The organism is Pseudodesulfovibrio hydrargyri, assembly GCF_001874525.1.
GTDB lineage: Bacteria > Desulfobacterota > Desulfovibrionia > Desulfovibrionales > Desulfovibrionaceae > Pseudodesulfovibrio > Pseudodesulfovibrio hydrargyri.
The window spans coordinates 800,361-822,851 of record NZ_LKAQ01000001.1 but is presented as its reverse complement, the minus strand read 5'-3'; the positions used below and the strand labels follow the sequence as shown (position 1 = coordinate 822,851).

The 22,491-nt window shown below is 63.8% G+C and carries 18 protein-coding genes, 1 tRNA gene and 1 riboswitch; of the genes, 6 read left to right on the top strand and 13 right to left on the bottom strand.

Features of this window, described 5'->3' with window-relative positions; genetic code table 11:
• Nucleotides 1-280: 280 nt before the first annotated feature.
• Nucleotides 281-2,674 carry a calcium-binding protein gene (locus BerOc1_RS19395; protein ID WP_129586475.1) on the bottom strand — a complete coding sequence of 798 codons (2,394 nt, stop codon included), beginning with the start codon at nt 2,672-2,674 and terminating at the stop codon, nt 281-283.
• 689 nt (nt 2,675-3,363) lie between these two features.
• Between BerOc1_RS19395 and BerOc1_RS03765 the strand changes: the two genes are divergently transcribed.
• Complete coding sequence (locus BerOc1_RS03765) at nt 3,364-4,185, top strand: nitroreductase family protein (RefSeq protein WP_071544361.1); 822 nt, start codon at nt 3,364-3,366, stop codon at nt 4,183-4,185.
• A gap of 73 nt (nt 4,186-4,258) precedes the next feature.
• Here the strand turns inward: BerOc1_RS03765 and BerOc1_RS03760 are convergent, their stop codons facing one another.
• On the bottom strand, nt 4,259-4,873 hold the full coding sequence (locus tag BerOc1_RS03760; RefSeq protein ID WP_071544360.1) for a TetR/AcrR family transcriptional regulator: 615 nt from the start codon (nt 4,871-4,873) through the stop codon (nt 4,259-4,261).
• Between the two features lie 101 nt (nt 4,874-4,974).
• Here BerOc1_RS03760 and BerOc1_RS03755 point away from each other — a divergent pair, with 101 nt between their 5' ends.
• Together BerOc1_RS03755 and BerOc1_RS03750 are read left to right on the top strand one after the other, a co-directional pair.
• Nucleotides 4,975-6,513 (top strand): MFS transporter, encoded by a 1,539-nt coding sequence (locus BerOc1_RS03755; protein ID WP_071544359.1) that lies wholly within the window; start codon nt 4,975-4,977, stop codon nt 6,511-6,513.
• 271 nt (nt 6,514-6,784) lie between these two features.
• A tRNA-Ala gene (locus BerOc1_RS03750) sits at nt 6,785-6,860 on the top strand.
• A 90-nt stretch (nt 6,861-6,950) separates the two neighbouring features.
• Here BerOc1_RS03750 and BerOc1_RS03745 read toward each other — a convergent pair.
• Nucleotides 6,951-7,508, bottom strand: a complete 558-nt coding sequence (locus BerOc1_RS03745) for a LysE family translocator (RefSeq protein ID WP_278248041.1) — start codon at nt 7,506-7,508, stop codon at nt 6,951-6,953.
• Between the two features lie 162 nt (nt 7,509-7,670).
• On the opposite strand from BerOc1_RS03745, the gene BerOc1_RS03740 reads away from it, so the two are divergent.
• Together BerOc1_RS03740 and BerOc1_RS03735 are read left to right on the top strand one after the other, a co-directional pair.
• On the top strand, nt 7,671-8,546 hold the full coding sequence (locus BerOc1_RS03740) for a LysR family transcriptional regulator (RefSeq protein ID WP_071544357.1): 876 nt from the start codon (nt 7,671-7,673) through the stop codon (nt 8,544-8,546).
• A 496-nt stretch (nt 8,547-9,042) separates the two neighbouring features.
• The gene (locus BerOc1_RS03735) at nt 9,043-9,279 is read left to right on the top strand and encodes a hypothetical protein (protein WP_071544518.1); all 237 of its coding nucleotides are present in this window, start codon (nt 9,043-9,045) and stop codon (nt 9,277-9,279) included.
• 163 nt (nt 9,280-9,442) lie between these two features.
• Here the strand turns inward: BerOc1_RS03735 and BerOc1_RS03730 are convergent, their stop codons facing one another.
• Both BerOc1_RS03730 and BerOc1_RS03725 read right to left on the bottom strand, forming a co-directional pair.
• A complete protein-coding gene (locus tag BerOc1_RS03730) occupies nt 9,443-10,492 on the bottom strand; it encodes an NAD(P)-dependent alcohol dehydrogenase (RefSeq protein WP_242652849.1) in 1,050 nt (349 codons plus the stop codon).
• Nucleotides 10,493-10,782: 290 nt separating this feature from the next.
• A complete protein-coding gene (locus BerOc1_RS03725) occupies nt 10,783-11,721 on the bottom strand; it encodes an AraC family transcriptional regulator (protein WP_071544356.1) in 939 nt (312 codons plus the stop codon).
• Nucleotides 11,722-12,267: 546 nt separating this feature from the next.
• Between BerOc1_RS03725 and BerOc1_RS03720 the strand changes: the two genes are divergently transcribed.
• The gene (locus BerOc1_RS03720) at nt 12,268-13,413 is read left to right on the top strand and encodes an aldo/keto reductase (RefSeq protein WP_071544355.1); all 1,146 of its coding nucleotides are present in this window, start codon (nt 12,268-12,270) and stop codon (nt 13,411-13,413) included.
• 141 nt (nt 13,414-13,554) lie between these two features.
• Here BerOc1_RS03720 and BerOc1_RS03715 read toward each other — a convergent pair whose 3' ends face one another.
• From BerOc1_RS03715 to BerOc1_RS03680, 8 genes are all read right to left on the bottom strand, one after another.
• A complete protein-coding gene (locus BerOc1_RS03715; RefSeq protein ID WP_071544354.1) occupies nt 13,555-14,196 on the bottom strand; it encodes an ABC transporter ATP-binding protein in 642 nt (213 codons plus the stop codon).
• Nucleotides 14,189-15,112, bottom strand: coding sequence for an ABC transporter ATP-binding protein (locus tag BerOc1_RS03710; RefSeq protein ID WP_071544353.1), 924 nt, complete (start codon nt 15,110-15,112; stop codon nt 14,189-14,191). Before BerOc1_RS03710 ends, BerOc1_RS03715 begins: the two co-directional genes overlap by 8 nt.
• 2 nt (nt 15,113-15,114) lie before the next feature.
• The gene (locus BerOc1_RS03705) at nt 15,115-15,999 is read right to left on the bottom strand and encodes an ABC transporter permease (RefSeq protein WP_084641044.1); all 885 of its coding nucleotides are present in this window, start codon (nt 15,997-15,999) and stop codon (nt 15,115-15,117) included.
• Complete coding sequence (locus BerOc1_RS03700; RefSeq protein ID WP_071544352.1) at nt 15,996-16,991, bottom strand: ABC transporter permease; 996 nt, start codon at nt 16,989-16,991, stop codon at nt 15,996-15,998. Before BerOc1_RS03700 ends, BerOc1_RS03705 begins: the two co-directional genes overlap by 4 nt.
• A 54-nt stretch (nt 16,992-17,045) precedes the next feature.
• Nucleotides 17,046-18,647 (bottom strand): ABC transporter substrate-binding protein, encoded by a 1,602-nt coding sequence (locus tag BerOc1_RS03695; protein WP_071544351.1) that lies wholly within the window; start codon nt 18,645-18,647, stop codon nt 17,046-17,048.
• A 192-nt stretch (nt 18,648-18,839) separates the two neighbouring features.
• Nucleotides 18,840-19,064: a hypothetical protein gene (locus tag BerOc1_RS03690; RefSeq protein ID WP_071544350.1), complete on the bottom strand. Its 225-nt coding sequence runs from the start codon at nt 19,062-19,064 to the stop codon at nt 18,840-18,842.
• 17 nt (nt 19,065-19,081) lie between these two features.
• Nucleotides 19,082-21,172 carry a ribonucleoside triphosphate reductase gene (locus BerOc1_RS03685; RefSeq protein ID WP_071544349.1) on the bottom strand — a complete coding sequence of 697 codons (2,091 nt, stop codon included), beginning with the start codon at nt 21,170-21,172 and terminating at the stop codon, nt 19,082-19,084.
• A 169-nt stretch (nt 21,173-21,341) separates the two neighbouring features.
• A riboswitch (cobalamin riboswitch) is annotated at nt 21,342-21,517 on the bottom strand.
• 65 nt (nt 21,518-21,582) lie between these two features.
• On the bottom strand, nt 21,583-22,455 hold the full coding sequence (locus BerOc1_RS03680; RefSeq protein WP_071544348.1) for a methylenetetrahydrofolate reductase: 873 nt from the start codon (nt 22,453-22,455) through the stop codon (nt 21,583-21,585).
• Nucleotides 22,456-22,491: the final 36 nt, after the last annotated feature.

Below are 22,491 nucleotides of genomic sequence, written 5' to 3'. Positions count from 1 at the left end.
ACCTAATAATTATAGATATTGTGACTTTTTATAGGCGGTGTGGTTCCGTCCGGGCTGCGACCCGGGGCATGCCTTGACTTGCCCGGCTCGGCGAGGAGTCTGCCAAATTACGGGCGGCCATGCTCGGTCTGCCGGCTGGATGGCGGTCGAAACCACGGGCCGGGGCGAAGGTGCGAGGGGCCGTCTTTGGCGGAGGTGTGATTTTGCGGGAGGGTTGCCCGGCGGGGGAAGCCGGGGGTGTTTTCCGGCCCGGTCTCGCGACCGGGCCGGGGATGTTTGTCTAGGTGTCGGTGCCGGTGCTGATGATGTGCTGGATCAGATGGTTCAACTCGTCGCCGGTGGCGGTGATGTCTATCGAGTGGGTGATGTCCGCATGGGCGACGGAGGTCATGGCGCCCTGGAGGGTGATGGTGATGTCGTCGCCGGCGTGGTTCGCGTCGGTGATGGTCAGGACCAGGTCGTTGCTGGAGCTGGTGGTGGTGATTATCGCCTCATGGCCGGTCAGGTTGCTGACGTCGAAGTGGTCGTTTTCACCAATGTGGAAGTCGACGACGTTCATGGACGCGTCGCCTTGGCCCGGGGTCAGGTAGGTCGGGTCGATGACGATGGTGTCCTCACCCGCACCGAGGGACACGGTGTCATGTCCGGAGCTGATGAACACGGTGTCGTCGTCGTTGCCCGCCAAGATGAGGTCGTTCTCGGCGCCGCCCCAGAGGAGGTCATTTCCGTTGTCGCCCGAAAGGACGTCCATGCCGTCGCCGCCGAACAGGTAGTCGTTGCCGTCGCCGCCGTACAGTTGGTCGTTGCCCGCACCGCCGTTGAGGTAGTCGTGCCCCGCATTGCCGTACAGGTTGTCGTTGCCGTCGCCGCCGTACAGGAGGTCGTTGCCTCCGGCGGCGTGGATGCTGCTGCCGTCTGTGTGGGCATAGATGGCGTCGTTGTTGTCGGTGCCCCAGGACGTGCCGGAAACGGCGTTGCTTTCCGAGGCGTCGATGTGCACGGGGATGTACAGGGTTGCCGTCTCGGCCGCTCCGCTGGCGCTGTCGATCACCTGGTAGGTGAACGTCTCCACGGTGGGATGGTCGAGGCCGGTGGTGTCGATGGTGGTGCCGTCGTGCGGGGTGTAGGTCCAATCGCCGTTGGCGGCGATGGACAGCGACCCCCAGGAGCCCGCGACCGAGTCCACGGCGACCGCGGCCGAGACTTCGGTGCCGTAGCTGTCGAGCAGGTTGCCGGTCGCCGCGGTGACCGCGTCGCTGGAGGTCGAGGCCGAGGCGCTGTTGCCGCTGACGGCATCGGCGATCAGGGTGTGGGCGTCGATGCTGCTGGTGGCCACCTCGAGGGTCGTCGTGGCTACGTTGCTCGCCGCGCCGGTGGGGGAGGCGGCGTCGTCCCAGACCTGGACCTCGATGACCCGGGCCTCGGTGTCCATGGTGTTGCCCAGGGAATTGTCGAAGGTGATCAGGCGGAGGGCCTGCTCGTAGTTGGCGATGGGCACGTCGCCGGTGAGGGTGATCACCGTGCCCGTGCCGTCGAAAGCGGCCGTGATGCCCAAGGCCGCCAGGGAGGCCGCGTCCACGTTCAGGACGTCCCCGGCGTGGGCGTTGGTCAGGGTGATGACCGCCTGGGACATGTTCGCGGAGTCCGCGTCGGATATCTCCGCCTGGCCGGCGATGTGCACCTCGCCGAGCCCCACGTAGAACGTATTGTCGAATCCGGTGCCCGCGTTGGCGTTTTCCTGGATGATGGTATCGTTGAAGTCGTCGTCGTCATCGGGTTCCAGCAGCTGGTCGTCCACCAGTACCTGGCGTCCCTGGGGCGTGTCCACGAATCTGAAGGTCTCCTCGGCATACCCGTTGAGGGTTGCGCTGTCGAAGCGGACCTCATAGGAATGGGAGTCGCCTGCAAAGGAGATCGACCATTCCCCGGTGACGGGATCCTGGCTCAAGGTGGCGGGGCCGCTGGCCGCGGTCGCTCCGACGACCAGGAAGTAGTGCAGTTCCTGCCCCTCCTCGATGGTGGTCAGCACCTGGTTCGGCGTGGCCGCGTTCGAATCCAGGAGGATGATCTCCGGGTTGATCGGCCTGCCGTCCGCGTCAAGCTCGTAGATGCCGATCATGTTGTTGTTCTTGGCGTCCTCGCTGACGAAGGTGACCGTGCTGGTGGACAGATCCAAGGTCGGGGCCGCGTTCTCCGGGGCGGCGGCAGTGTCGAGCAGCAGGCCGGTGACCGGATCGGAGATCGGGAAGGCGTGCGGGTCGTAGGCGTCGCCCTGGCCGCCCAGGGCGTTGAGGCCGTCATAGAGCGCGCCGGGGTCGTCGTTGTACTGGCCCGCGCCGGAGCCCGAGGTGGCGTTGCCAGCCGCGGTCTCCAGATCGCCGTTCTGGTCGGCGCCGTTGAAGGCGAAGAGGTAGGTGTCGCCCGCGATCATCTCGCCGCCGGGCATCTCGAACATCGGCAGGTGGCCCGAGTCGGCGAGCGCCTGGTAGTTTTCCAGGATGACGGTCCCGCCGCCTTCGACGGCGATCACGAGATTGCCGTTCTCGCCGGAGAACACGGCGTTGCTCGGGTCGAAGTTGAATATGACCGGGATATCGCCGTCAAGGTGATACACCTCGATATTGCCATTGCCGGGCAGAGAAATCTGCATTTCTTGTGTGGTTGTGTCGGCCATGGTGATCTCCTGGGGCTGAACGTGCGTAAAAATTTTTGAGTGAACAATCTGTTCTATTTTATACCCATTGGCCGATTTTTAGTCAATTTTAAATAATTTAATAAGCCAGTATGTTATGGTGTGGAGAAAGCCCTATTCGGGGTGCTAACGGCAGTGGTTCTAGGCATGATTCGATATCAAGAATAATGGCAACTAGATTGTAAAATTTTATGTTTTCAACATGGTCATGTTTAAAAATAATTGGTGGCCGATTGGTTTTCCCCATGGATTGGATAAATCGATATGGAGACAACAATTACGTATTGTTGGATAAAATTTACGCATGGAGGAGTCGGTCCTATTTTCATTTTATTTGAGGGTGCTCCCTGTGCTTGCGAGCGGGGTGCGAAAAGCGCCGATTAAGGCCTGGATGCGGGGTGGGGCAACCGTGTCCTGGTCCGCACGCCGTACGGGTGTGTCCGGGAGCGGTAACGGCGTTGTCCGCGTATTGGTCACTGCCCCTTCTTTATATGGCATTATGTCAAACGCGGCCGGAAGACCGTCGGACGGCCCGTTCAGGTCCGCATGGCGCAACCCGGCGGAAAGTCGTGATTCCTACCTGCGCGGAACCGCAGCACGGAAAAGTGCCTGCTTCCGTTTGCGGCCAGGCCTGCTATGGTGGATAAAATCAACCGGACAGGAGAACGATCATGTTGAATTTCACGGTGGATGCGGACAAGTGTACCCGTTGCGGGGAGTGCGCCAGGGACTGCCCGGCGGGCGTCATCGACATGGACGGCCTGCCCGTGGTCCGGCCCGAAAGGGAAGCCCGGTGCATCGAGTGTCAGCACTGCCTGGCAATATGCCAGCCCGGCGCGCTGGGTGTCTTCGGCAAGGACCCGGCCGACAGCCTGCCGCTCAAGGGCATGTTCCCGGTCCCGGCCAAGATGGAGACCCTGATCATGGGCCGCCGCTCCGTTCGTCGATACAAAAAGGAGGGCGTGGACCCGGCCCTGATCCGTCATCTGCTGGATGTCGCCTCGCACGCGCCCACGGCCGTGAACGGCCGTCCTGTTACCCTGACCGTGATGGACGACCCGGCCGCGATGGACCGGCTGCGCGCCGAGATGACCGCCGAGGCCGTGAACCTACTCCACGGGGACGGCTTTCCGGCAGGCTGGGAGCATGTGGCCGATTACGTGCGCGGCTGCGAGGACGGCACGGACATTATCTTCCGCAACGCCCCGCACGTGCTGATCGCCTCGGCCCCGGAGGATTCCTTCGCGCCCATGGCCGACTGCCACATCGTCATGAGCTATTTCGACCTGCTGGCGAGCGCCCACGGCCTGGGTACGGTCTGGAACGGCATGGTCCGCGCCATGCTCACGGAAATCCTGCCGCGGTTCCGGACCCGGCTCGGCATCCCGGAGAACCACCTTCTGGCCTGCGTCATGTCCTTCGGCTGGCCCGCGGTCAAATATCACCGCACGGTCCAGCGCCCCGGAGGAACCATCCGCCGGGCGGATTTCTAGCCGGAGGGGGGGCGCTCTCGGGCCCGGAGAGCCATGCGGAGTCGGGAGAGACATCCCGGCTCCGCCATGCCGTTCATCCCCGGGGCCAGGCGGCCATGGCGCAGTCCACGGCCTGGACCAGCGCTTCGCGGGGGACGTTGTCGCGGGCCTGGATGGAGAGCCCGTGGAGAAAGGTCGTGTAGAACGAAGCGAGGGCCGCGATGTCGGCTGTGGCGGGCACGTCCCCCTCGTCTATCCCGCGCTGCAATCTTTTCCTTATGAGTTCAGTTGTTTCCAGCCGAATGGAGGCCAGGTGATCCTGGATGGCGCGGCTGGCCTTGCTCGTGTTGATCGTGGAGAGCACGATCAGGCAGCCCGGCGGCGTGTCCTCCGCGCAGAAGGCGTCCACCGCGCCGTAGAGCATGGTCTCGACCGCTCGCCTGGCGGTGGGCTCCCGCGTCAGTGCGCGTACCGTCCCCGTTCCCACCGTGGAGCGGTAGAGATTGACGGCCTCGTGGAAGAGTTTTTCCTTGGAGCCGAACGCTGCATAAAAGCTCGGGGCCGAAATGTTCCCCATGGCGCGTTGCAGGTCGGTTAGAGTCGCCCCTTCGTAGCCCAGCCTCCAGAACGTGCGCATGGCTTTGACCAGCGCCCCTTCCCTGTCGAATTTCCTCGGCCTGCCGCGCTGTCCCGGCGTCTTCTCCGTCATGGTTCCTCCATTCTGTAGTGTGCATTATAAAAACATTGACACAAAAGAGCAAGGCCGCTAACTGCTTTTTGTAGTGATTGCTACAAAAATAGGAGAACAACATGCGGACTCTGGACGTTTCCCGCCGGAGCGGGAGTGTTTCGCGGGCGTACGCCACGCTGGCGACGGTATGTGCGGCGGCCCTGGTGCTGCCCCTGAGCTTTGCGGGGGCGGTCGTCGCCATCCCGGCCATCGCCAGGGAAGTGGGGGGCGGTCCGGTCGGGCTTAACTGGGTGGTCAACGCCTTCATGCTTGCCTTTGGCAGTTGCCTCATGATGGCGGGCACCCTGGCCGACCGGTATGGGCGAAAACGCATTTTCGCGTTGGGCATGACGTCCTTTGCCGCGTCATCGCTGCTCATCGGGTTTTCGCCCGGCATTGCGGTCATCAACCTGTTGAGGGCGGTGCAGGGGCTTTCCGCCGCCGCCGCGCTGGCCGGGGGGGCGGCCGCCCTGGCCCAGGAATTCGACGGTGACGGGCGCACCCGCGCCTTCAGTCTGTTGGGGACCACGTTCGGCGCAGGTCTCGCCTTCGGCCCTGTGCTGTCCGGTTTCCTGGTGGAGTGTCTGGGCTGGCGTTCCGTGTTCCTGTCCGGAACGGTCATCGGCGTGATGGTGCTGCTGTTCGGGCTGCCATACCTGCGGGAGAGCCGCGACAGCGGGGCCGATCGCCTGGATGTCGGCGGCGGGTTGAGCTTCACGGTCATGCTGGCCCTCTTGACGTTTGCCGTGCTTCAGGCTCCGGAGTACGGATGGAACCACGTTGCGGTGGTGTCGTCGCTGGCCATGAGCGTGGCGGCTCTGGCCGTTTTCATCCGCGTGGAATGCCGGGGAGCGCGACCCATGCTCGATCTGAGCCTGTTCCGTTCCCCCCTGTTTCTCGGGGTCCAGGTCCTGCCCATGGCGACCTGCTTCTGCTATGTGGTGCTACTGGTCATATTGCCTATCCGCTTCATCGGGATCGAGGGCTATTCCGCCATGCAGGCAGGCCTGCTCATGATCGCGCTTTCCCTGCCCATGCTCTTCGTTCCCTTTGTCGTCTCGACGTTGGCGTTGCGCTATCCCGGCTATCTGCTCTGTTGCCTCGGACTGGTATGGGCGGCGGCAGGGCTATTGCTCCTCGCCGGGTTGGGGTTGCATCCCCCGGTGGGGTCCCTGGCCGCAGTCCTGGGTATGATCGGATTCGGCGCGGCCATGCCGTGGGGGTTGATGGACGGACTGTCGGTCAGCGTGGTTCCAAAGGAGCGCGCGGGTATGGCCACGGGCATCTTCAGTACGGTCCGCGTGGCGGGCGAGGGCGTTTCCATTGCCGTGGCCGTGGCCATGTTTACCTGGCTGGCGCGCGATGCCGTCCTTGGGCTGGGAGCCGGAATCAACGCGCCGGCCGCCGACCTACAAAGCGCATCGCAACGTTTGGCCACCGGGGACTTGCCCGGCGCGCAACGTCTGCTGCCCGGTCTCTCCGTCTCGGACCTGGCGGGCGCGTATGCTGAGGCCTTCGAATCCCTGATCCTCACCCTGTTCGTTCTGACCCTGGCCTCTTCCTTGGCCATTTTCCTGCTTTTCAGCCGAGCGAGGCGGAGGGAGCATGAAGAGCCTTGAGGTTTTTTGCCGGAGTCAGATCAAAATCGTCATTCAGAAGCGGGACTTTGAGGGGCGGCTCACATGCGCCACTATCTCCGCCGTAAGGCGGCATCCGTAGTAGTCGGCCCAGGATGGAACATCCCCACGGAGCCTTAAAGCGAGGTCGGCGGACAGCGTGCGCCTGTCGGCGTCCACGGCGATAAAAAAACATCCGAAGCGATGAATTTTGTGCGCATTTCCTGTTGACAAAAACCACCCCCTTGGGACAAGTTGTCTTTCCCAACGACGTGGGGCTGTAGCTCAGTTGGGAGAGCGCTTGAATGGCATTCAAGAGGTCGTGGGTTCAATTCCCTCCAGCTCCACCAATGATTATAAAGGCTTAGAAGGTTTTCCTTCTAAGCCTTTTTTCGTGGAATATACAAAAGGATATACAAATCGCCTGCGCCCGTGGAGGGTCAAAAGCCGATGGATGTCAGGAGAAGATATACTGCACACATGCACAGTAGCGAGCCCATGGCTATATTGAAGCGTCGCATCTTCTTTCGGGTGTCGAGGATCACGCCGAATCGGGTTCCCATGGCGGCCCAGGTGGCGAGAGAGAGATAGCAGATGATGAAATAGAGGCCGGAGAAGAGAAAGAGCGGGGCATGGGAGCCTGGATTCGTGAACATGGAGATGCCAGCGATGCAGGCCAGCCAAGCCTTGGGGTTGAGCCACTGCATGAGGAAGCCCTGCTTGAAGTCGGGGCAGGGGACCTCCTCGGTGGAGAGTTCGGGAGCGGCCAAGGCGATTTTGTAGCCGACATAAATAATGAACGACGAGCCCGCCAGGGAAAGGTATTTGAGAAGGTCGGGATATGCTGTCACGATTTGCATGAGCCCAAGCCCCAGCGAGAGCAGGAGCAGGATGAATCCGATGGTCGCACCTGAGACGAACAGAAGCGTCCTCCTCAATCCGTAGGTCGCTCCTGAGGCGAGGATCGTCATGTTGACTGGCCCGGGTGAAATGGACATTGTAAGTGAGAATACACACATGGCGGCAATAAGAGTGAACATTGTTGCCTCGCGGTTGAAGTTTTGGGAAAGGCCTTACAAGCTAGGGGTTGGCTGCAGTTGAGTCCAATTAAATGATTGGATTAACCCGATAAACGCCATGGATTGCCGGGAGTAGTTGTTGTGGAGCTGTACCAACTTGTGTCCTTTGTTGCCGTAGCCGAAGAGGGCAATATGACGCGGGCGGCGAGTCGGCTGAATATGAGTCAGCCCGCGGTCAGTGCGCAGATCAAGGCTCTGGAGGAAGAGCTCGGGATCAGTTTGTTCTGGCGGACACCCCAGGGCATGGATCTGACCAAGGGCGGGGAGCGTTTGAAGGACAGGGCGGATATCATCCTGCGTGATGTCGACGCCTTCAGGAATGAGGCTGAAAAGGCCCGGGGCGGCGGCCGTGGCTCCATCGCCCTCGGGGTTAACACCGACCCTCGCCTGCTGCGGTTGAAGAACGTTCACTCCTTGCTGGCAAAAGAGTTCCCGGAGATATTCCTGGTTGTTAAGGAGACAATGAGCTGGGACGTTGCGTCGGAGCTGTCTTCAAGAAACATTGATCTGGGCTTTTCCTACACTCTCCCCGATGACGACAGAATTGAAGCGCAGTCTCTGGGGGAGATTGAATTGTCGATTGTCGCATCCGAAGCCTGGCGAGAGCGGCTGGGGGCTCCCGGCTTGAAGGAACTCGCATCTTTCCCGTGGGTCTGGACCAGTGACCATTGCCCGATGAACAAGGTGCTCTCCGGTCTGTTCAAGAGTATTGGGGAGGAGCCGGTCAAGGCCGTAGTGGTCGATCAGGAATCGGCCATCCTGCGTTTGGTGGCGGACGAGGTCGGCCTTGGGATCATGCCCGCGCTTAAAGTGGAAGACGTCTCCGATGCGTATGGTATATTCTCCGTGATGAATCTTGAGAAAAAGCTCACTCTCCACCTGCTCTCATTGGAGCGCAGGGCGGATGAACCCATGATAGCCGCGATGGTGAGTCTCATAAGGGAGGTCTGGAGCTAGCGGCACTGCCCGGATAGCCTTGAATGGCTCAAGAAGCCGTGGATTCAATTCCCTCGGCTCCACCAAAAAGGCTTAGAAGGTTCTCCCTCTAAGCCTTTTGGGTGGTATGTAACGTATACGAATTAAATAAGTAAGTTAGAGTTGAAATCGGTTTGAAAACTGTCCAATGAAAAACGGCATTTGCGGTCCGGCAAAGTGGGGATGCCTTCTTTCGGCATGTAGAAATGGCGCGAACAGGAAGAGCTTGACTCCTTGATAAAATGGACACTACCACAATACGTTAACTATCAAATGTTCATGAGGCCGGACCCGCTTTAATGGCAACCGGGCTCACTTACGGTGCGAATAGACTGGAAAACACGGCCCCGGGCTCGCGTTGGACGCAATGGAGCGTAGGCCAGGGAAGATTTACTGAAACCCCATGCTCCCAGGTCGGATTACGGGCATCGGCCCTGGGGTCGAACACGGAACGGCCAGCAACAAGCGAGGACAGGATATGAACGGCGAACAGGAAAAGGTCAAAACGATTTTCATGGGCTACCACCCTCGGACGCATGACGGCAGCTCTCCGCGATCCCGCACCCTCGGCGACGCCATCGCCGTCATGGATGCCTTCAACAAAAGTCAGGGGGAGGGCACGCTTCGGGCCGAGGTTGTCGAAATCGCCTATAGCGACCTTTGCGCCGTTGCCGTGATGGAAACAACAATCGGCAAGGTCTGGCAGTACCTCTGATCCCCGCAAAAATTCTCTTTTTCGATTCGCCGGAGCCCGTTCCTGTCGGGATCCCGGCGTGACGGCCACCCCTTTTTCGAATCTCGCAATAAAAGCGGCCCCGGTTGCGTGGCAATCGGGGCCGCCTTTGTTGCGGCGTATGGTTTCCGCGAGTTGAAGGGGGTTAGCTCGTCAGATCGATCACGAAGCGGTAGCGGATGTCCTTGTTCACCACGCGGTCGAAGGCCTCGGTGATCTGGTCGGGCTTGATCAGTTCGATGTCGGCCTTGATGTTGTGGGCCGTGCAGTAGTCCATGACCTCCTGGGTCTCGGCGATGCCGCCGATGACCGAGCCCGCCAGGCTCCTGCGTCCGCTGGTCAGGGTCATCCCGGGGATGTCCTCCAGCTGGTCCAGGGCGCCGACGTTGACGAGGGTTCCGTCGACCTGGAGGAGGTTCAGGAACTGGTTCACGGGGAATCCCTTGGGGACCGTGGAGATGATCAGGTCGAAGTGCCGGGTGAGCCGCTGCATGGCGTCGGCGTCGCTCCACAGGACCGCTTCGCGCGCGCCCAGCTCCCTGGCCGCGGCCACCTTGCCGGGCGAGGTGGTGAACACCGTGACGTCCGCCTTGCGCGACACCGCGAGCTTGACCGCCATGTGGCCCAGTCCGCCGAGGCCGATCACGCCCACCCGCTGGCCGGACTCGACCTTCCAGTGCTGGATGGGCGAGAAGGTGGTGATCCCGGCGCAGAGCAGGGGGGCCATGGCCGGCAGGTCCACCCCCGGCGGCACCCGGATGGCATAGTGCTCGCGGACCACGATCTTGTCGGAGAAACCGCCGTAGTTGTAGCCGCCCGAAATCTTGTCCGGTGCGTTGAACACGAGGGTCCAGTCGGGGCAGTACTGCTCCAGATCGGATTCGCAGCACTCGCAGGTGCCGCAGGAATCCACGATGCAGCCCACCCCGGCGAAATCGTCCACCCTGAATTTCCTGACCTTGCTGCCCACGGCCACCACCCGCCCGATGATCTCGTGCCCGGGAACGCAGGGGTAGTTGGCCGGGCCCCACTCGCTCCGGGCCATGTGGATGTCGGAATGGCAGATGCCGCAATACATGATGTCGATCAGCACATCGTCCGGCCTCAAGGCCCGGCGTTCGATGGTCATGGCCTGGAAGCCGTCCGTCGGACCGTTCACTCCGTAGGCCTTGATGGAATAAGGGCCGTTACCCATGTCGCTGCCTCCTTAACGGTTTGCGCGTTCATGTTCACAGGTCTTCATGCGCCCTTTACGGCCTCGGGGGAGAAATTCTTCCGCCCGGCCCGCGGCATATGAAGATGCCTATTGTCCCTATAGCAGCGTCCGTCAAAAAGGTCATGAAACGATTGTGTCTTATTCATGCATAATCCTGTCGCGTGGCGCGGGCGGGCACCGTTTGATCGCATGAAAACGAAAGCGGGACCGATGGCTCGGCCCCGCTCGATCGGTTTCATCGGAGGAGGGCCCGTCGGGCCCAAGGGAAGCTAGGCCGCGCCCGAGACGACCTCGGTCCGGCCCTGCCGGTGCAGGTTCTTGATGTCGCGCAGGGGCGGCGCTCCGAACTGGCGCTTGTATTCGCGGCTGAACTGCGACGGGCTCTCGTAGCCCACCTGCAGGGCCGCGGTGGTGGCGTCCTGGCTTTCGGTCAGCATCAGCCGTCGGGCCTCGTGCAGCCTCAGCCATTTCTGGAACTGCAGGGGGCTCATGGCCGTCATGGCGCGGAAATGGTGATGGAAGGTGGACACGGACATGCCGGTCTCCCTGGCCAGCCCCTCCACTTTGAGCTGCTTGGCGTAGTTCTCCTTGAGCCAGTCCACGGCCCGGGCGACCTGCTGGCCGTGGCTCTCGGCCGTGGCGATCTGGCGCAGGCGCGGGCCGAGCTCGCCCATGAGCAGGCGATACAGAATTTCCTTGAGAATCAACGGGGAGAGGATGGGGATGTCCTCCGGGGTGTCCAGGAGGTCGATCAGCCGCTGGAACCCGTCAAGCAGCGGTTCGGACACCTCGCACACGGCCATGCCCCGGCCGGTCCGGCGGTTGTTCGGGGCCGGGAGATTGCTGTCGACCATGAGTTGGGCGACCATGCCCAGGTCGATCTTCAGGACCAGGCTGAGGAGGGGGGCCTCCTTGCTCGCCTTGAGAACGTTGGCCATGACCGGCAGGCCGACCGAGGTGATCAGCATGTGGTTCTCGTCGTAGACGTATTCCTCGTCGCCGAGCTGGACCCGTTTGGCCCCCTGGGCGACCACGCAGATGCACGGTTCGTACATGGCGCTCTTGGGCTCCGTGGGTGTCTCGTAGCGGACCAGCATCAGGCCCGGGATGGCCGACTCCAGGTGGCTGTCCGTTTCGGTCCAGCGGTAGATCCGCTCCGCCAGGGCGCTTCGCGCCGCACTGATGTCGCCGGTCGTTTCCTTGCTCATTGTGCGTCTCCTTTGCGTGTATCCCTAGCAGTACCCGGACGCGTTGGACAAGAGGCGGAGTGTTTATTCCGGACGATCGGGCAATAATGAAAGAGGATCGGTCTATCCTTCCCGGCTCTCCCGGCCGTATACGATGGAGGAAGTCGGGCCATCCGTACGGAGAAGCCCGCCGTCCTGTCCAAGACGATACACCATAGGCCCGGGGATATCCACGAGGGACATGCCCACGTTTTCGATCGGAGTACCTCCGTCCGATTTCGGGCATGGGCGCCCTTTCCCCGTCCGGGGGAAAGGGGTCTGTTGCCGCCCGCCGTGTTGCGTTGGATGCCGCAGTGCATTCTATCGTGCAATCGGCGGCTTTGGGGTGGCCGGTGCCGATATTGCCGGATGCTCCGAGAGGGAGGGAATCCGTGCGACCGATCCGTGCCCCGGAGGGGCGGCGATGATAAGGGAAAGTACGCGCAGCCTCGGACGGGGGCGCGCGTTTCATGGCGCGTCCGGCTGCGTCCGGCCGCCAGAGATGTTCATATTCCACAAGGAGACCAGATGCTTTACAGAACAATGCCCAAGAACGGCGACAAACTCTCCGCCCTGGGGTTCGGGTGCATGCGCCTGCCCATGACGGACGGCGTCATCGACGAGGAGCGGGCCATCGCCCAGATCCGCCAGGCCATCGACAATGGGGTCAACTACGTGGACACGGCCTGGCCGTACCACAACGGAGAGAGCGAGCCGCTGCTGGGCAAGGCCCTGAAGGACGGCTACCGCGACAAGGTCAAGCTGGCCACCAAGCTGCCCACCTGGCTGCTCAAGAGCCGCGAGGACATGGACACCTTTCTTGACGCCCAGTTGGAAAGGCTCGGCACCGACCACATCGACTACTATCTGGTCCACGCCCTGTCCGGCCCGTCATGGAAGACCATCGAGGCGCTCGGGGCCAAGGCCTTCCTGAACAAGGCGGTTCAGGAAGGGCGCATCGTCAATCCCGGCTTTTCCTTCCATGGATTGGCCGAGGATTTCCAGCCCATCGTCGACGCCTACCCCTGGGTCTTCTGCCAGATCCAGTACAACTTCCTGGACACCGATTTCCAGGCCGGGACCAAGGGACTGGAATACGCGGCCTCCAAGGGGCTGGGCGTGGTCATCATGGAGCCCCTGCGCGGCGGCAACCTGGCCCTGCCCGAGCCGCCCCAAGCCATCGCCGACATCTGGGACTTGGCCGAGGACGAGCGGACCCCGGCGGAATGGGCCCTGCGCTGGGTCTGGAACCACCCGGAGGTCACCGTGGTCCTGTCCGGCATGAACGACGAGGAGCATATCCGCCAGAATATGGCCGTGGCCGCCGAAGCCGAGCCGGATTCCCTGACCCGCTCCGAGCTGGACCTGGTCAAGCGCGTGGCCGATACCTACCGGCGGCTCATGCAGGTCGGCTGCACCGGCTGCGGCTACTGCATGCCGTGCCCGGCGGGCGTCCAGATTCCCACCTGCTTCGATATGCTCAACAAACTGCACATGTTCGGCAACGAGGCCGAGGCCAAGCACATGTACAACGCCTTTGCCGCGGGCACGGTCCTGCAGCGCGAGCCCGGTTTCGCCTCCCAGTGCGTGGAGTGCGGGAAGTGCCTGGAGAAGTGTCCCCAGTCCATCGAGATCCCGGAGGTCCTCAAGCGGGTCGCCGCCGCCCTGGAATAACCAACCGCCGACAATATCACCGGAGATGTCCGGTTGCCGAAAGGCCTGGAAGCGAACCTTCCAGGCCTTTTTTTGCCCGGAGGAGGTGTCCGGGAAGATGGTTCGCCGCGTCCGCCGCCATGCGGGCGGTCTTCAAACCCGTCAGGCGGCGGCGCGGTGAATTGTCGGGGACTCGGCCCGGTCCGGAGGCGCGAAGGTCTCGTCGATGCGGTGGGCGACGCGGCCCAGGAGGTTGCGGTCGTGGCTGATGGCCAGCACGCCCGCGCCCTGTTGCTCGGCCCAGTGTAGGACCGCGTCCCAGACCATGGCCTGGGTGTTGGGGTCGAGCATGGCCGTCATCTCGTCGGCCAGAAGATAGCGGGTGCGCGGGGACATGACCCGGGCCAGGGCCAGCCGCTGCAGCTCGCCGCCGGACAGTTCGTGCGGGTAGCGGGACAGCCAGGCGGGCTCGACGTTCAGCCGGGCCAGGGTGCGGGCGTCGGGCCGCCACCCCTCGTTCAGGCTGTCGCCGAGCTTCCAGCGCGGGTTCATGGTCAGCTCGGGATGCTGGAAGATGAGCTGCACCGGGCTGAAGGCGCGCCGGGGCAGGGGGTGGCCGTCGCAGGTCACCGTTCCCTGCTGCGGGGTCAGGTGCCCGGCCAACAGCTTGGCCAGGGTGGACTTGCCCCGGCCGCTGGGGCCGGGCAGGCCGACGACTTCCCCGGGCTGGACGGAGAAGGTCAGCCCCTCGATGATCCACGGCGTGGTCTCGTAGCGGAAGAACAGCTTGTCGCCCTTAAGCATGGCAGCACCTCACCTGGCCTCCCCCCACCACGCGCAGCGGTTGGGGGCTCTTGCAGTCCTCGCGGCATTCGGAGCAGCGCTCGGCGTAGATGCATCCTTCGACCAGGCTGTCCTCCATGGGCTGATTCCCGGCAACATACCGGAATCCCTGCTGCGGCAGGGCGTTCCACAGGGCGCGCGTGTACGGATGGCGCAGCCGTCCCCGGCCCGCGAAGTCCGAGGCCGGGGCCGTCTCCACCGTGGTTCCGGCATAGATGACCGCCACCCGGTCCGCGATAGTCACGGCCGCGTCGATGTCGTGGGTGATGAGCATGATCCCCTTGCCCGAGTCGGCCAGTTCGCGCAGGTGGTCCAGGGACTGGCGGATGACCCCGGCGTCCAGGCCGGTGGTCGGCTCGTCCGCGATGAGCAGGTCCGCGTCGCCGGCCGTGGCCGTGGCCGTGAGCACTCGCCGGGCCATGCCGCCCGACACCTGGAACGGGTACATGGCCTTGACCTTGTCCTCCAGCCGGTAGCGGGCGAAGGCGCAGTCCGTGTTCCGGGCCGCGTCCGTGCAGCATTGGCCGCTCAGTCGCGAGGCCCGGTAGACCTGCCTGCCGACCCGGGCCAGGGGATTCAGATAGGCCACGGACTGGGGGATGAGGGCGATCCGTCTGCCGCGTAGCCGTTTTACGTTGCGCGGGGTCACGGGTTCGCCCTGGAACAGGATGTCCCCGGTGTGCCGGGCGTTGCCCGGCAGCAGGCCGAGGACCGCGTGGGCCAGCAGGCTCTTGCCCGAGCCGCTGGAGCCGACCACGGCCACGATCTCGCCGGGGGCGATGCGCAGCGACAGGTCGCGCACCGGGTGCAGGGTCCGGCGGCGCCATCCCTTGTCGTAACGGGAAAATTCGATGGACAGGTTGTTGACCGACAGCATGGCTACTCCTGGCTGGTTTTGGGATCGGTGATGACGCGCAGGCCGTTGCCCAGCACGTCGAAGAGCTTGACCGTGACCAGCAGGGACAGGCCGGGCAGGATGGCCAGCCACCAGTAGCCGGTCGAGATGTGGCGCATGGACTCGGACAGCAGGATGCCGATGGACGGGTTGTGCGGCGAGAGCCCGAAGCCCAGGAAGGTCAGCCCGGCGGCGTGCAGGATGGCGTGCGGAAAGAGCAGGATCAGGCCGATGGTGAACTGGGGCACGATGTGCGGGAGCATGTGCCTGCGCGCGATCCACCAGGGGGAGCGGCCGAGCCGGCGCGAGACCATGACGTATTCCGCCTGCTTGAGTTGCAGGATTTCGGCTCGGATGATGCGCGCCAGCCGGGTCCAGTGGGACACGGCCACGGCGATGATCACCCCGGTGGCCCCGCCACCGCAGGCGAACGAGACCAGGATGAGCAGGACCAGGTGCGGGGTGGCCATGACCAGGTCAATGAGCGTGGTCACCACCGCGTCGGTCCGCTTGCCCATGGTCGCGGACAGGGTGCCGAGCACGGCCGAGACCACGGAGCTGACCGTGGCCGCCAGCAGGCCGATGCCCAGGCTGCGGGTCAGCCCCTTGACCGTGCGCACGAGCATGTCGCGGCCCAGCCAGTCCGTGCCGAAGGGATATTCCAGGCAGGGCGGCAGCTTCTTGTGCAGGAAATCCGTGGTCAGCCCGGTGTCGCCCATCAGCCGGGAGGCGGCTGTCAGGGCGGCGAAATAGGCCAGGCACAGGCAAAGCGCCCAGGCGGCCCGGCCCCGGCCGTCCAGCAGGCGCAGCCGCCCGGCCAGGTGGTACAGCCGTTGGGACGGGGTGGGAGCGGCGGTGACGGTGGTCATCGCGCCTCCTCCGCGCCGATGCGGATGCGCGGGTCGAGCACCCCGTACAGGATGTCGGCGATGAGGTTTCCGGCGAACACGAACACGGCGCTGAACAGGGTGATGCCGAGCAGCAGCGGCACGTCGCCGCGTATGCCCGCCTCCACCGTGGCCTTGCCCAGCCCGGGATAGGAAAAGACCTGTTCGGCCAGGACCGACCCGCCGAACAGCTCGCCCAGGGAGGCGAACTGGAGGGTCACGGCGGGCAGGGCCACGTTGCGCATCGCGTGCCGCCAGGCCACGCCCGCGCGCGACTCGCCCTGGGCCAGGGCGAACAGGGCGTACTCGCTGTGCATGGCGTCGATGGTCTTCTCGCGGGTGTGCAGGGCGATCTGGGCCACGCCGATGAGCGACAGGGTGGCCGCCGGGAGGATGAGGTGGTGCAGCCGCTGCCACAGAGTGGCGTCGCCGGGCGACACGCCCGGCGGGGTGGCGCAGCAGATGGGCGTCCAGCCCAGGGAGACCGAGAACACGGCCAGCAGGACCAGCCCCATCCAGAAGGACGGGGTGGAGGCCAGGGTGTAGCTGTACACGCGGATGACGCGGTCGGCAAAAGAGTTGCGGTTGGTGCCCGCCGTGACCCCCAGGACGAAGCCGAGCAGGCCGGACAGCAGCCAGGCCGAGGCCATCAGCCACAGCGAGGTCACGAACCGCTTGCCGATGACCGTGGTCACCGGCTCGTTGAAGATCATTGACTGGCCCAGGTCGCCCCTGAGCGCGTGGCCCGCCCAGATGGCGAACCGCTCGGGCGCGGGCCGGTCCAGCCCCCATCGTTTGACGATGCGCTGTTCCTGCTCAAGGCTTATCTGCATGCGGTCGATGCCGATGTAGGCGTTCACCGGGTCCACCGGCGACAGGGAGACCAGGGTGAAGGCCAGGACCGAGACCAGCGACAGGATCAGGGCCAGGCGTCCAAGCTTGCCCAGACAGAAGGATGGTGAAATGGCGTGCATTGCGGCTCGTTCCGATCCCGGGGCGCGGCTGCCCGCGCCCCGGGAGACGGATGGTTAGTCTTTCCAGGTCCACTTCTGGATGTTGGCCGTGACGGGCCAGCCGTGGCCGTGGGGCTCCACTTGGGAGACGCCCACGTCCAGGTGCTCGCTGACGAAGTAGGTGTGCTCCAGGTTGACCAGCCAGACCCAGGGCGCGTCGCCCAGTCCGTTGGAGCCTGTGGTCCCGTCCCACTGGGCCTTCCTCCACAGGGGAAGCGACGCCTCGTAGTTCTCGGCGGCCACGGCCGCGTCCAGGTATTCGTCGACCTTGTCGTTCTTGTAAAAGCCGGGATTGTTGAAGCCTTCCCCCGCATGGTGGCTCGAATACAGCTGGTAGACCTCGATGGGATCATGGGCCCCCCAGCCGAAGACGATGACCTCGGAATGCATCAGGTGCTTGATCTCGTCCCAGCTGCGCTTGCCCTCGACCACGGCGTGGATGCCCACGGGCCGGAGCATGTCGGCCACGGCCAGGGCCAGGTACTGGCGGATGGCCCGGTCGGCCGGGTAGATGACCGTGAACTCGGCCTTGACCCCGTCCTTCTCGACGATGCCGTCGCCGTCCGTGTCCTTCCAGCCCGCGTCGGCCAGGATCTTGCGCGCGGCGTCCGGGTCGGCGTCCTTGAAGACGTTCTCCGGGTTGTCCCAGGGCAGGCCGTCACAGGGGCCGTAAGCCGGGCGGCCGAACCCTTCGAGCACGCCTCTGACCAGCAACTCGCGGTCCACCGCCACGTCGATGGCCTTGCGGATGGCCGGGTCGGCGGTCACGTCATTGCCGATGGGCGCGCCCTTGTCCGTGACCTGGCCGGTGTCCGGCACGCAGGGAAACATCAGCCCCCGGTTGTCCACGCTCTTGACCGGATGGAGGACCATGCCCGGGATGGTCTGCACGGCCAGGGCCTGCGGGACCACGACGACGTCCACCTTGCCCGCCTTGGCCGCGGCGAACGAGGTGTCCTCATCGGTGAACAGGAAGACCAGCCGTTTGAAGAAGGGTTTGTCCCCGTAATAATGGGGGTTGATCTCGGCGATCATCTGCTGGCCTTCGTTCCATTCGACCATTTTGTACGGCCCGGAGCCCACGGGCCGGCGCGCGTAGCCGGGGCCGTGCAGGGCCTTGGGCACAATGCCCAGGCTGATCAGCCGGTTGATGAAGGTCGTGTCGCGTTTCTTGAGGGTGATCCGCACACCGTATTCGCCGGTGGCCTCGGCCTTGTCCATGTTGATCAGGTCCACCTTGCCGCCCGCCTTGGCCGCGGTGTTGAAGGTGTAGGCCACGTCCTCGGCGGTCAGTTTCGAGCCGTCGGAAAATCTGGCGTCCTCGCGGATGGTCAGGTTCCAGGTCAGGCCGTCCTCGGACAGGCTCCTGGCCGTGGCCAGGTCGTTGACGATGTTCAGGTTCTCGTCGCGTTTGAGCAGGGTGGACTGGAACAGGGGGTTGCCGTAGCGGCCCCAGCCCAGGGTGGGGTCGTATCCGTCGTCCGGCTCGCCCTTGACCGCCAGGGTGAGTGTGTCCCTGGCCAGGGCCGGGGCCGAGGCCAGCGTGCCCAGGACAAGCAGACCGGCCAGTGCGGCCAGAAGCAGCCTGCCCGCACGGCATTGAGTGAAAACGTGCATGAACTCCTCGCTTTGAGTACTCGTTTCGGAAATGATTGCGCTGGATAACACTTTCATAAAAAAAGTGTCAACATAGACATATGAAAAACGAAAAGATGAGCAGTTTACCCCGCCCGTCCGGGCACGAAAAAGGCCCGGCCCGCCGTATGGCAGGTCGGGCCCTGGTCGTCGCGGGACGCCGTGGACGGGAGTCTAGTCGGGCTGGTCCGAGGCCAGTTCGCCGATCGTCTTGAGGGTCTTGCCACGGTCCTGGGCCAGCTTCTTCCACTTCCGCTTTTCCTTTTTCAGGGCCTCGACGGTGTGCAGGAGGTCCTGGACGGTGCGCGCCGGGTAGCCGTGCGTGGCGCGGCTGCCCCTGCGCAGTTCCTCGTCGTTGTGCTGTCGGATGGAAGCGAGCTGGTTGGCGTCGAGTATCATGGGTTTCCCGTATCAGGTCAGGCGGCGGGCTCGCAAGCGGTCTCGCAGGCCGACGAGCAGAAGCTCAGCTGCGAGTATTCGACGCGGTCCTTGTACTCTTCCTGCTTGCCTTTGTTCCAGCGGCCCACCGGGCGGTAGTAGCCGACCACCCGGGTGTAGACCTCGGTCTCCTTGTCGCAGGTCGGGCAGTTGAAGTGCTCGCCGTAGATGTAGCCGTGGTCCTCACAAACGGAGAAGGTCGGGGTGACCGAGATGTACGGGATCTTGGTCTTGCTCATGGCCTTGAGCAGGAAGCTCTTCACGCTCTCCTCGTCCGGGGCGGCCTCGCCCAGGAAGGTGTGGAAGACCGTGCCCCCGTTGTACAGCGTCTGCAGTTCGTTCTGGTGTTCCAGGGCGAAGAAGACGTCCGAGCTGATGCCCACGGGCAGCAGGGTGGAGTTGGTGTAGTACGGGGTCTCGTCGCCCGAGGTGTGGATGTCCGCGTACAGCTCCTTGTCGATCTTGGCCAACCGGTAGCAGGTGCCTTCGCCGGGCGTTGCCTCGAGGTTGTACAGGTTGCCGGTCTCCTCCTGGAACTGGACCACCAGTCGGCGCAGGAGGTTGAGCACCCGCTGCATGAGCCGGGAGCCGGACGGGGTGTCGAGCCCCTTGTGCAGCAGGTTCATGCACGCCTCGTGGCCGCCGATGAGCCCGATGGTCGAGAAGTGGCCCTTGAACCCGTTCTTGAGGTAGCGCCGGGAGAACGGGAACATGCCCGCGTCCAGGTTCTTCTGGACCACCTTGCGCTTGAACTCCAGGGACTCCGAGGCCAGCCGGGCGTACTCGGAGATCAGGTCCATGAAGTCCTCTTCGTTGTGGGCCAGGTAGGCCAGCTTGGGCAGGTTCAGGGTGACCACGCCGATGGACCCGGTCAGGTCGCCCGCGCCGAACAGGCCGCCGGTCTTCTTGCGGATCTCGCGCAGGTCCATCTGCAGGCGGCAGCACATGGAGCGCACGTCCTCGGGGTTGAGGTCCGAGTTGATGAAGTTCTGGAAGTAGGGCGCGCCGTACTTGGCGGTCATCTTGAGCAGCAGCTTGCCCTCCTCGGACTCCCAGGGGAAGTCCTTGGTCACGTTGTACGTGGGGATGGGGAAGGAGAAGATGCGCCCGTCCGCGTCGCCCTCGATCATGACCTCCAGGAAGGCCCGGTTGAACATGGCCATCTCTTCGGCGTACTCGCCGTAGGTGGAGTCCTTGAGCTCGCCGCCGATGATGACCGCCTCCTTGGCGATGTGCGCGGGCGGCACGAAGTCCAGGGTGAAGTTGGTGAACGGCGACTGGCCGCCCCAGCGCGAGGTGGCGTTTAAGTTGTGCAGCAGCTTCTGAACCTGCTGTTTGACGTCGTGGTAGCTCAGCCCGTCGTTGCGGATGAACGGGGCCAGATAGGTGTCCACGTTGTTGAAGGCCTGGGCCCCGGCCCATTCGTTCTGCAGGGTGCCGAGGAAGTTGACCATCTGGCCGCAGGCCGCGTCAAAGTGCTTGGCCGGGGTGGACGAGCAGCGGTCGCGCAGGTTGAACCCTTCGAGGAGCAGGTCGCGCAGGGACCAGCCCGAGCAGTATCCGGCCAGGCCGAAGGACAGGTCGTGGATGTGGAAGTAGCCGTGGGTGTGGGCCAGGCGGACCTCCTCGGGGTATTTCTCGAGCATGTACCGGGCCTGGACCGAACCGGCCATGTGCAGGATCAGCCCCTGGAAGGAGTGAGTCATGTTCGAGTTTTCGTTGACCCGCCAGTCCACGTTGTTCAGGTAGCCGTCGGTCACCTTGGCGATGTCCAGGAACGCCTCGTCCTGGGAGCGCAACTCGCGTCGTTTCTCGCGGTAGATGATGTACCGTTCGGCCACCTTGTACAGGCGGGCCTCCATGAGGACCTCCTGGACCATGTCCTGGACCTGCTCCTGTTCGGGGATGTCCACGTCCTTGAGTTTCTTGGCCACCTTGCCGGCCAGCCGGTCGGCCAGCAGCGGGTCCTTGATGCCGCTGCCCTTGAGGGCCTTGAAGATGGCGGAGCCGATCCGTTTGGTGGACCAGGTTTCGATGCATCCGTCTCGTTTGAGAATTTTGCTGGGCATGTGAGTCTCTTGCAGGCAACGCGGAGGACGGCGCACGATCAGGGTGCGGCCGCTTGTTAAACTGCCTGCGCTGTCGCCGATGAGCGGTCTCGCGGCGGAACCGCGGACCCGGCGACGGTTGTCGGGTGGGCTTCATTCTTGTCCGCATGCGGGTTCCGCGATCCGCATCCGGCAGGAAACGCTTCAGGTAGGTCTTCTGGCTCTCCCCGTCCGGCCCGCCTTCCCGCCTTGCGGCAGTGGCTTTCGGACCGGACCTCCATGGGGGATCACAGCGGCGGGACCGCTCCGGCTTCGCACCGGATTCCCTGTTATGGCCCGGGGGCCACCTGAAGGACATCTAGAACTTTTCGAGAGTAGCCAAAGCGGCGGTGAAGCGCAAGGGCCGAATTCACCAAACCGGCCCCGGCGGGTCAGCCGCCCAGTTCCGGCACCCCGGACAGGATGTCCAGGCAGACGTCGGCGTTATTCAAGGAATACAAATGGATACCGGGTGCGCCGAGGTCCAGCAACTCGCGCACCTGGCGCCGGGCGATCTCGATCCCCTTGCGCCGCACCGCCTCGTTGCCGCCTGCCTGGTCGGCCTCCTGGAGCTCCAGGTAGAGCTTGAGCGGGATGTTCGCCCCGCACAGGGACAGGATGCGGTTCAGGGACGCCATGCTCAGGACCGGGAGGATGCCCGGCAGCACGGGATCGGTCACGCCCCGGGACTCCAGCCTGCGGACCAGGTCCCGGTAGCGGCGCACGTCGAAGAAGAGCTGGGTCACGGAGAAGTCCGAGCCCGCGTTGAACTTGTGGCAGGTCCAGCGCAGGTCGTCGTCGATGGACGGGGACTCGGGGTGGGCGTCGGGATAGCAGGCCGTGGCCACGCCCATCCCGGGCCAGTCCGCCTTGACGAATTCCACCAGGTCCGAGGCGTGCCGGAAGTCTTTCCAGATGTCCTCCTCGTTGCCCGGCATGTCGCCGCGCAGGGCCAGGACGTCGTGGATGCCCGCGTCCCGGAGCCGGTCGACGTATTCGGCGATGGACCGCTTTTCGGCTCCCACGCAGGTCAGGTGGGACATGACCGTCAGCCCGAACCGCCTGTGCATCTCGGCGGCGATGTCCAGGGTATTGTCACGAAACGAACCTCCGGCCCCGTAGGTCACGGAGGCGAACACCGGGTCGAGTTCGGCCAACCGCTCCACTTGGCCGAAAAAGCGGGGCCACTGCTCCCGCTCCTTGGGCGGAAAGAATTCGAGGGAGAGGAAGGGGGATTTGTCCTTGATGCGGTCGATGATCTTCATGGGGTATCCTTGTCGGGGGCGGGCGGGAAGCCGCCT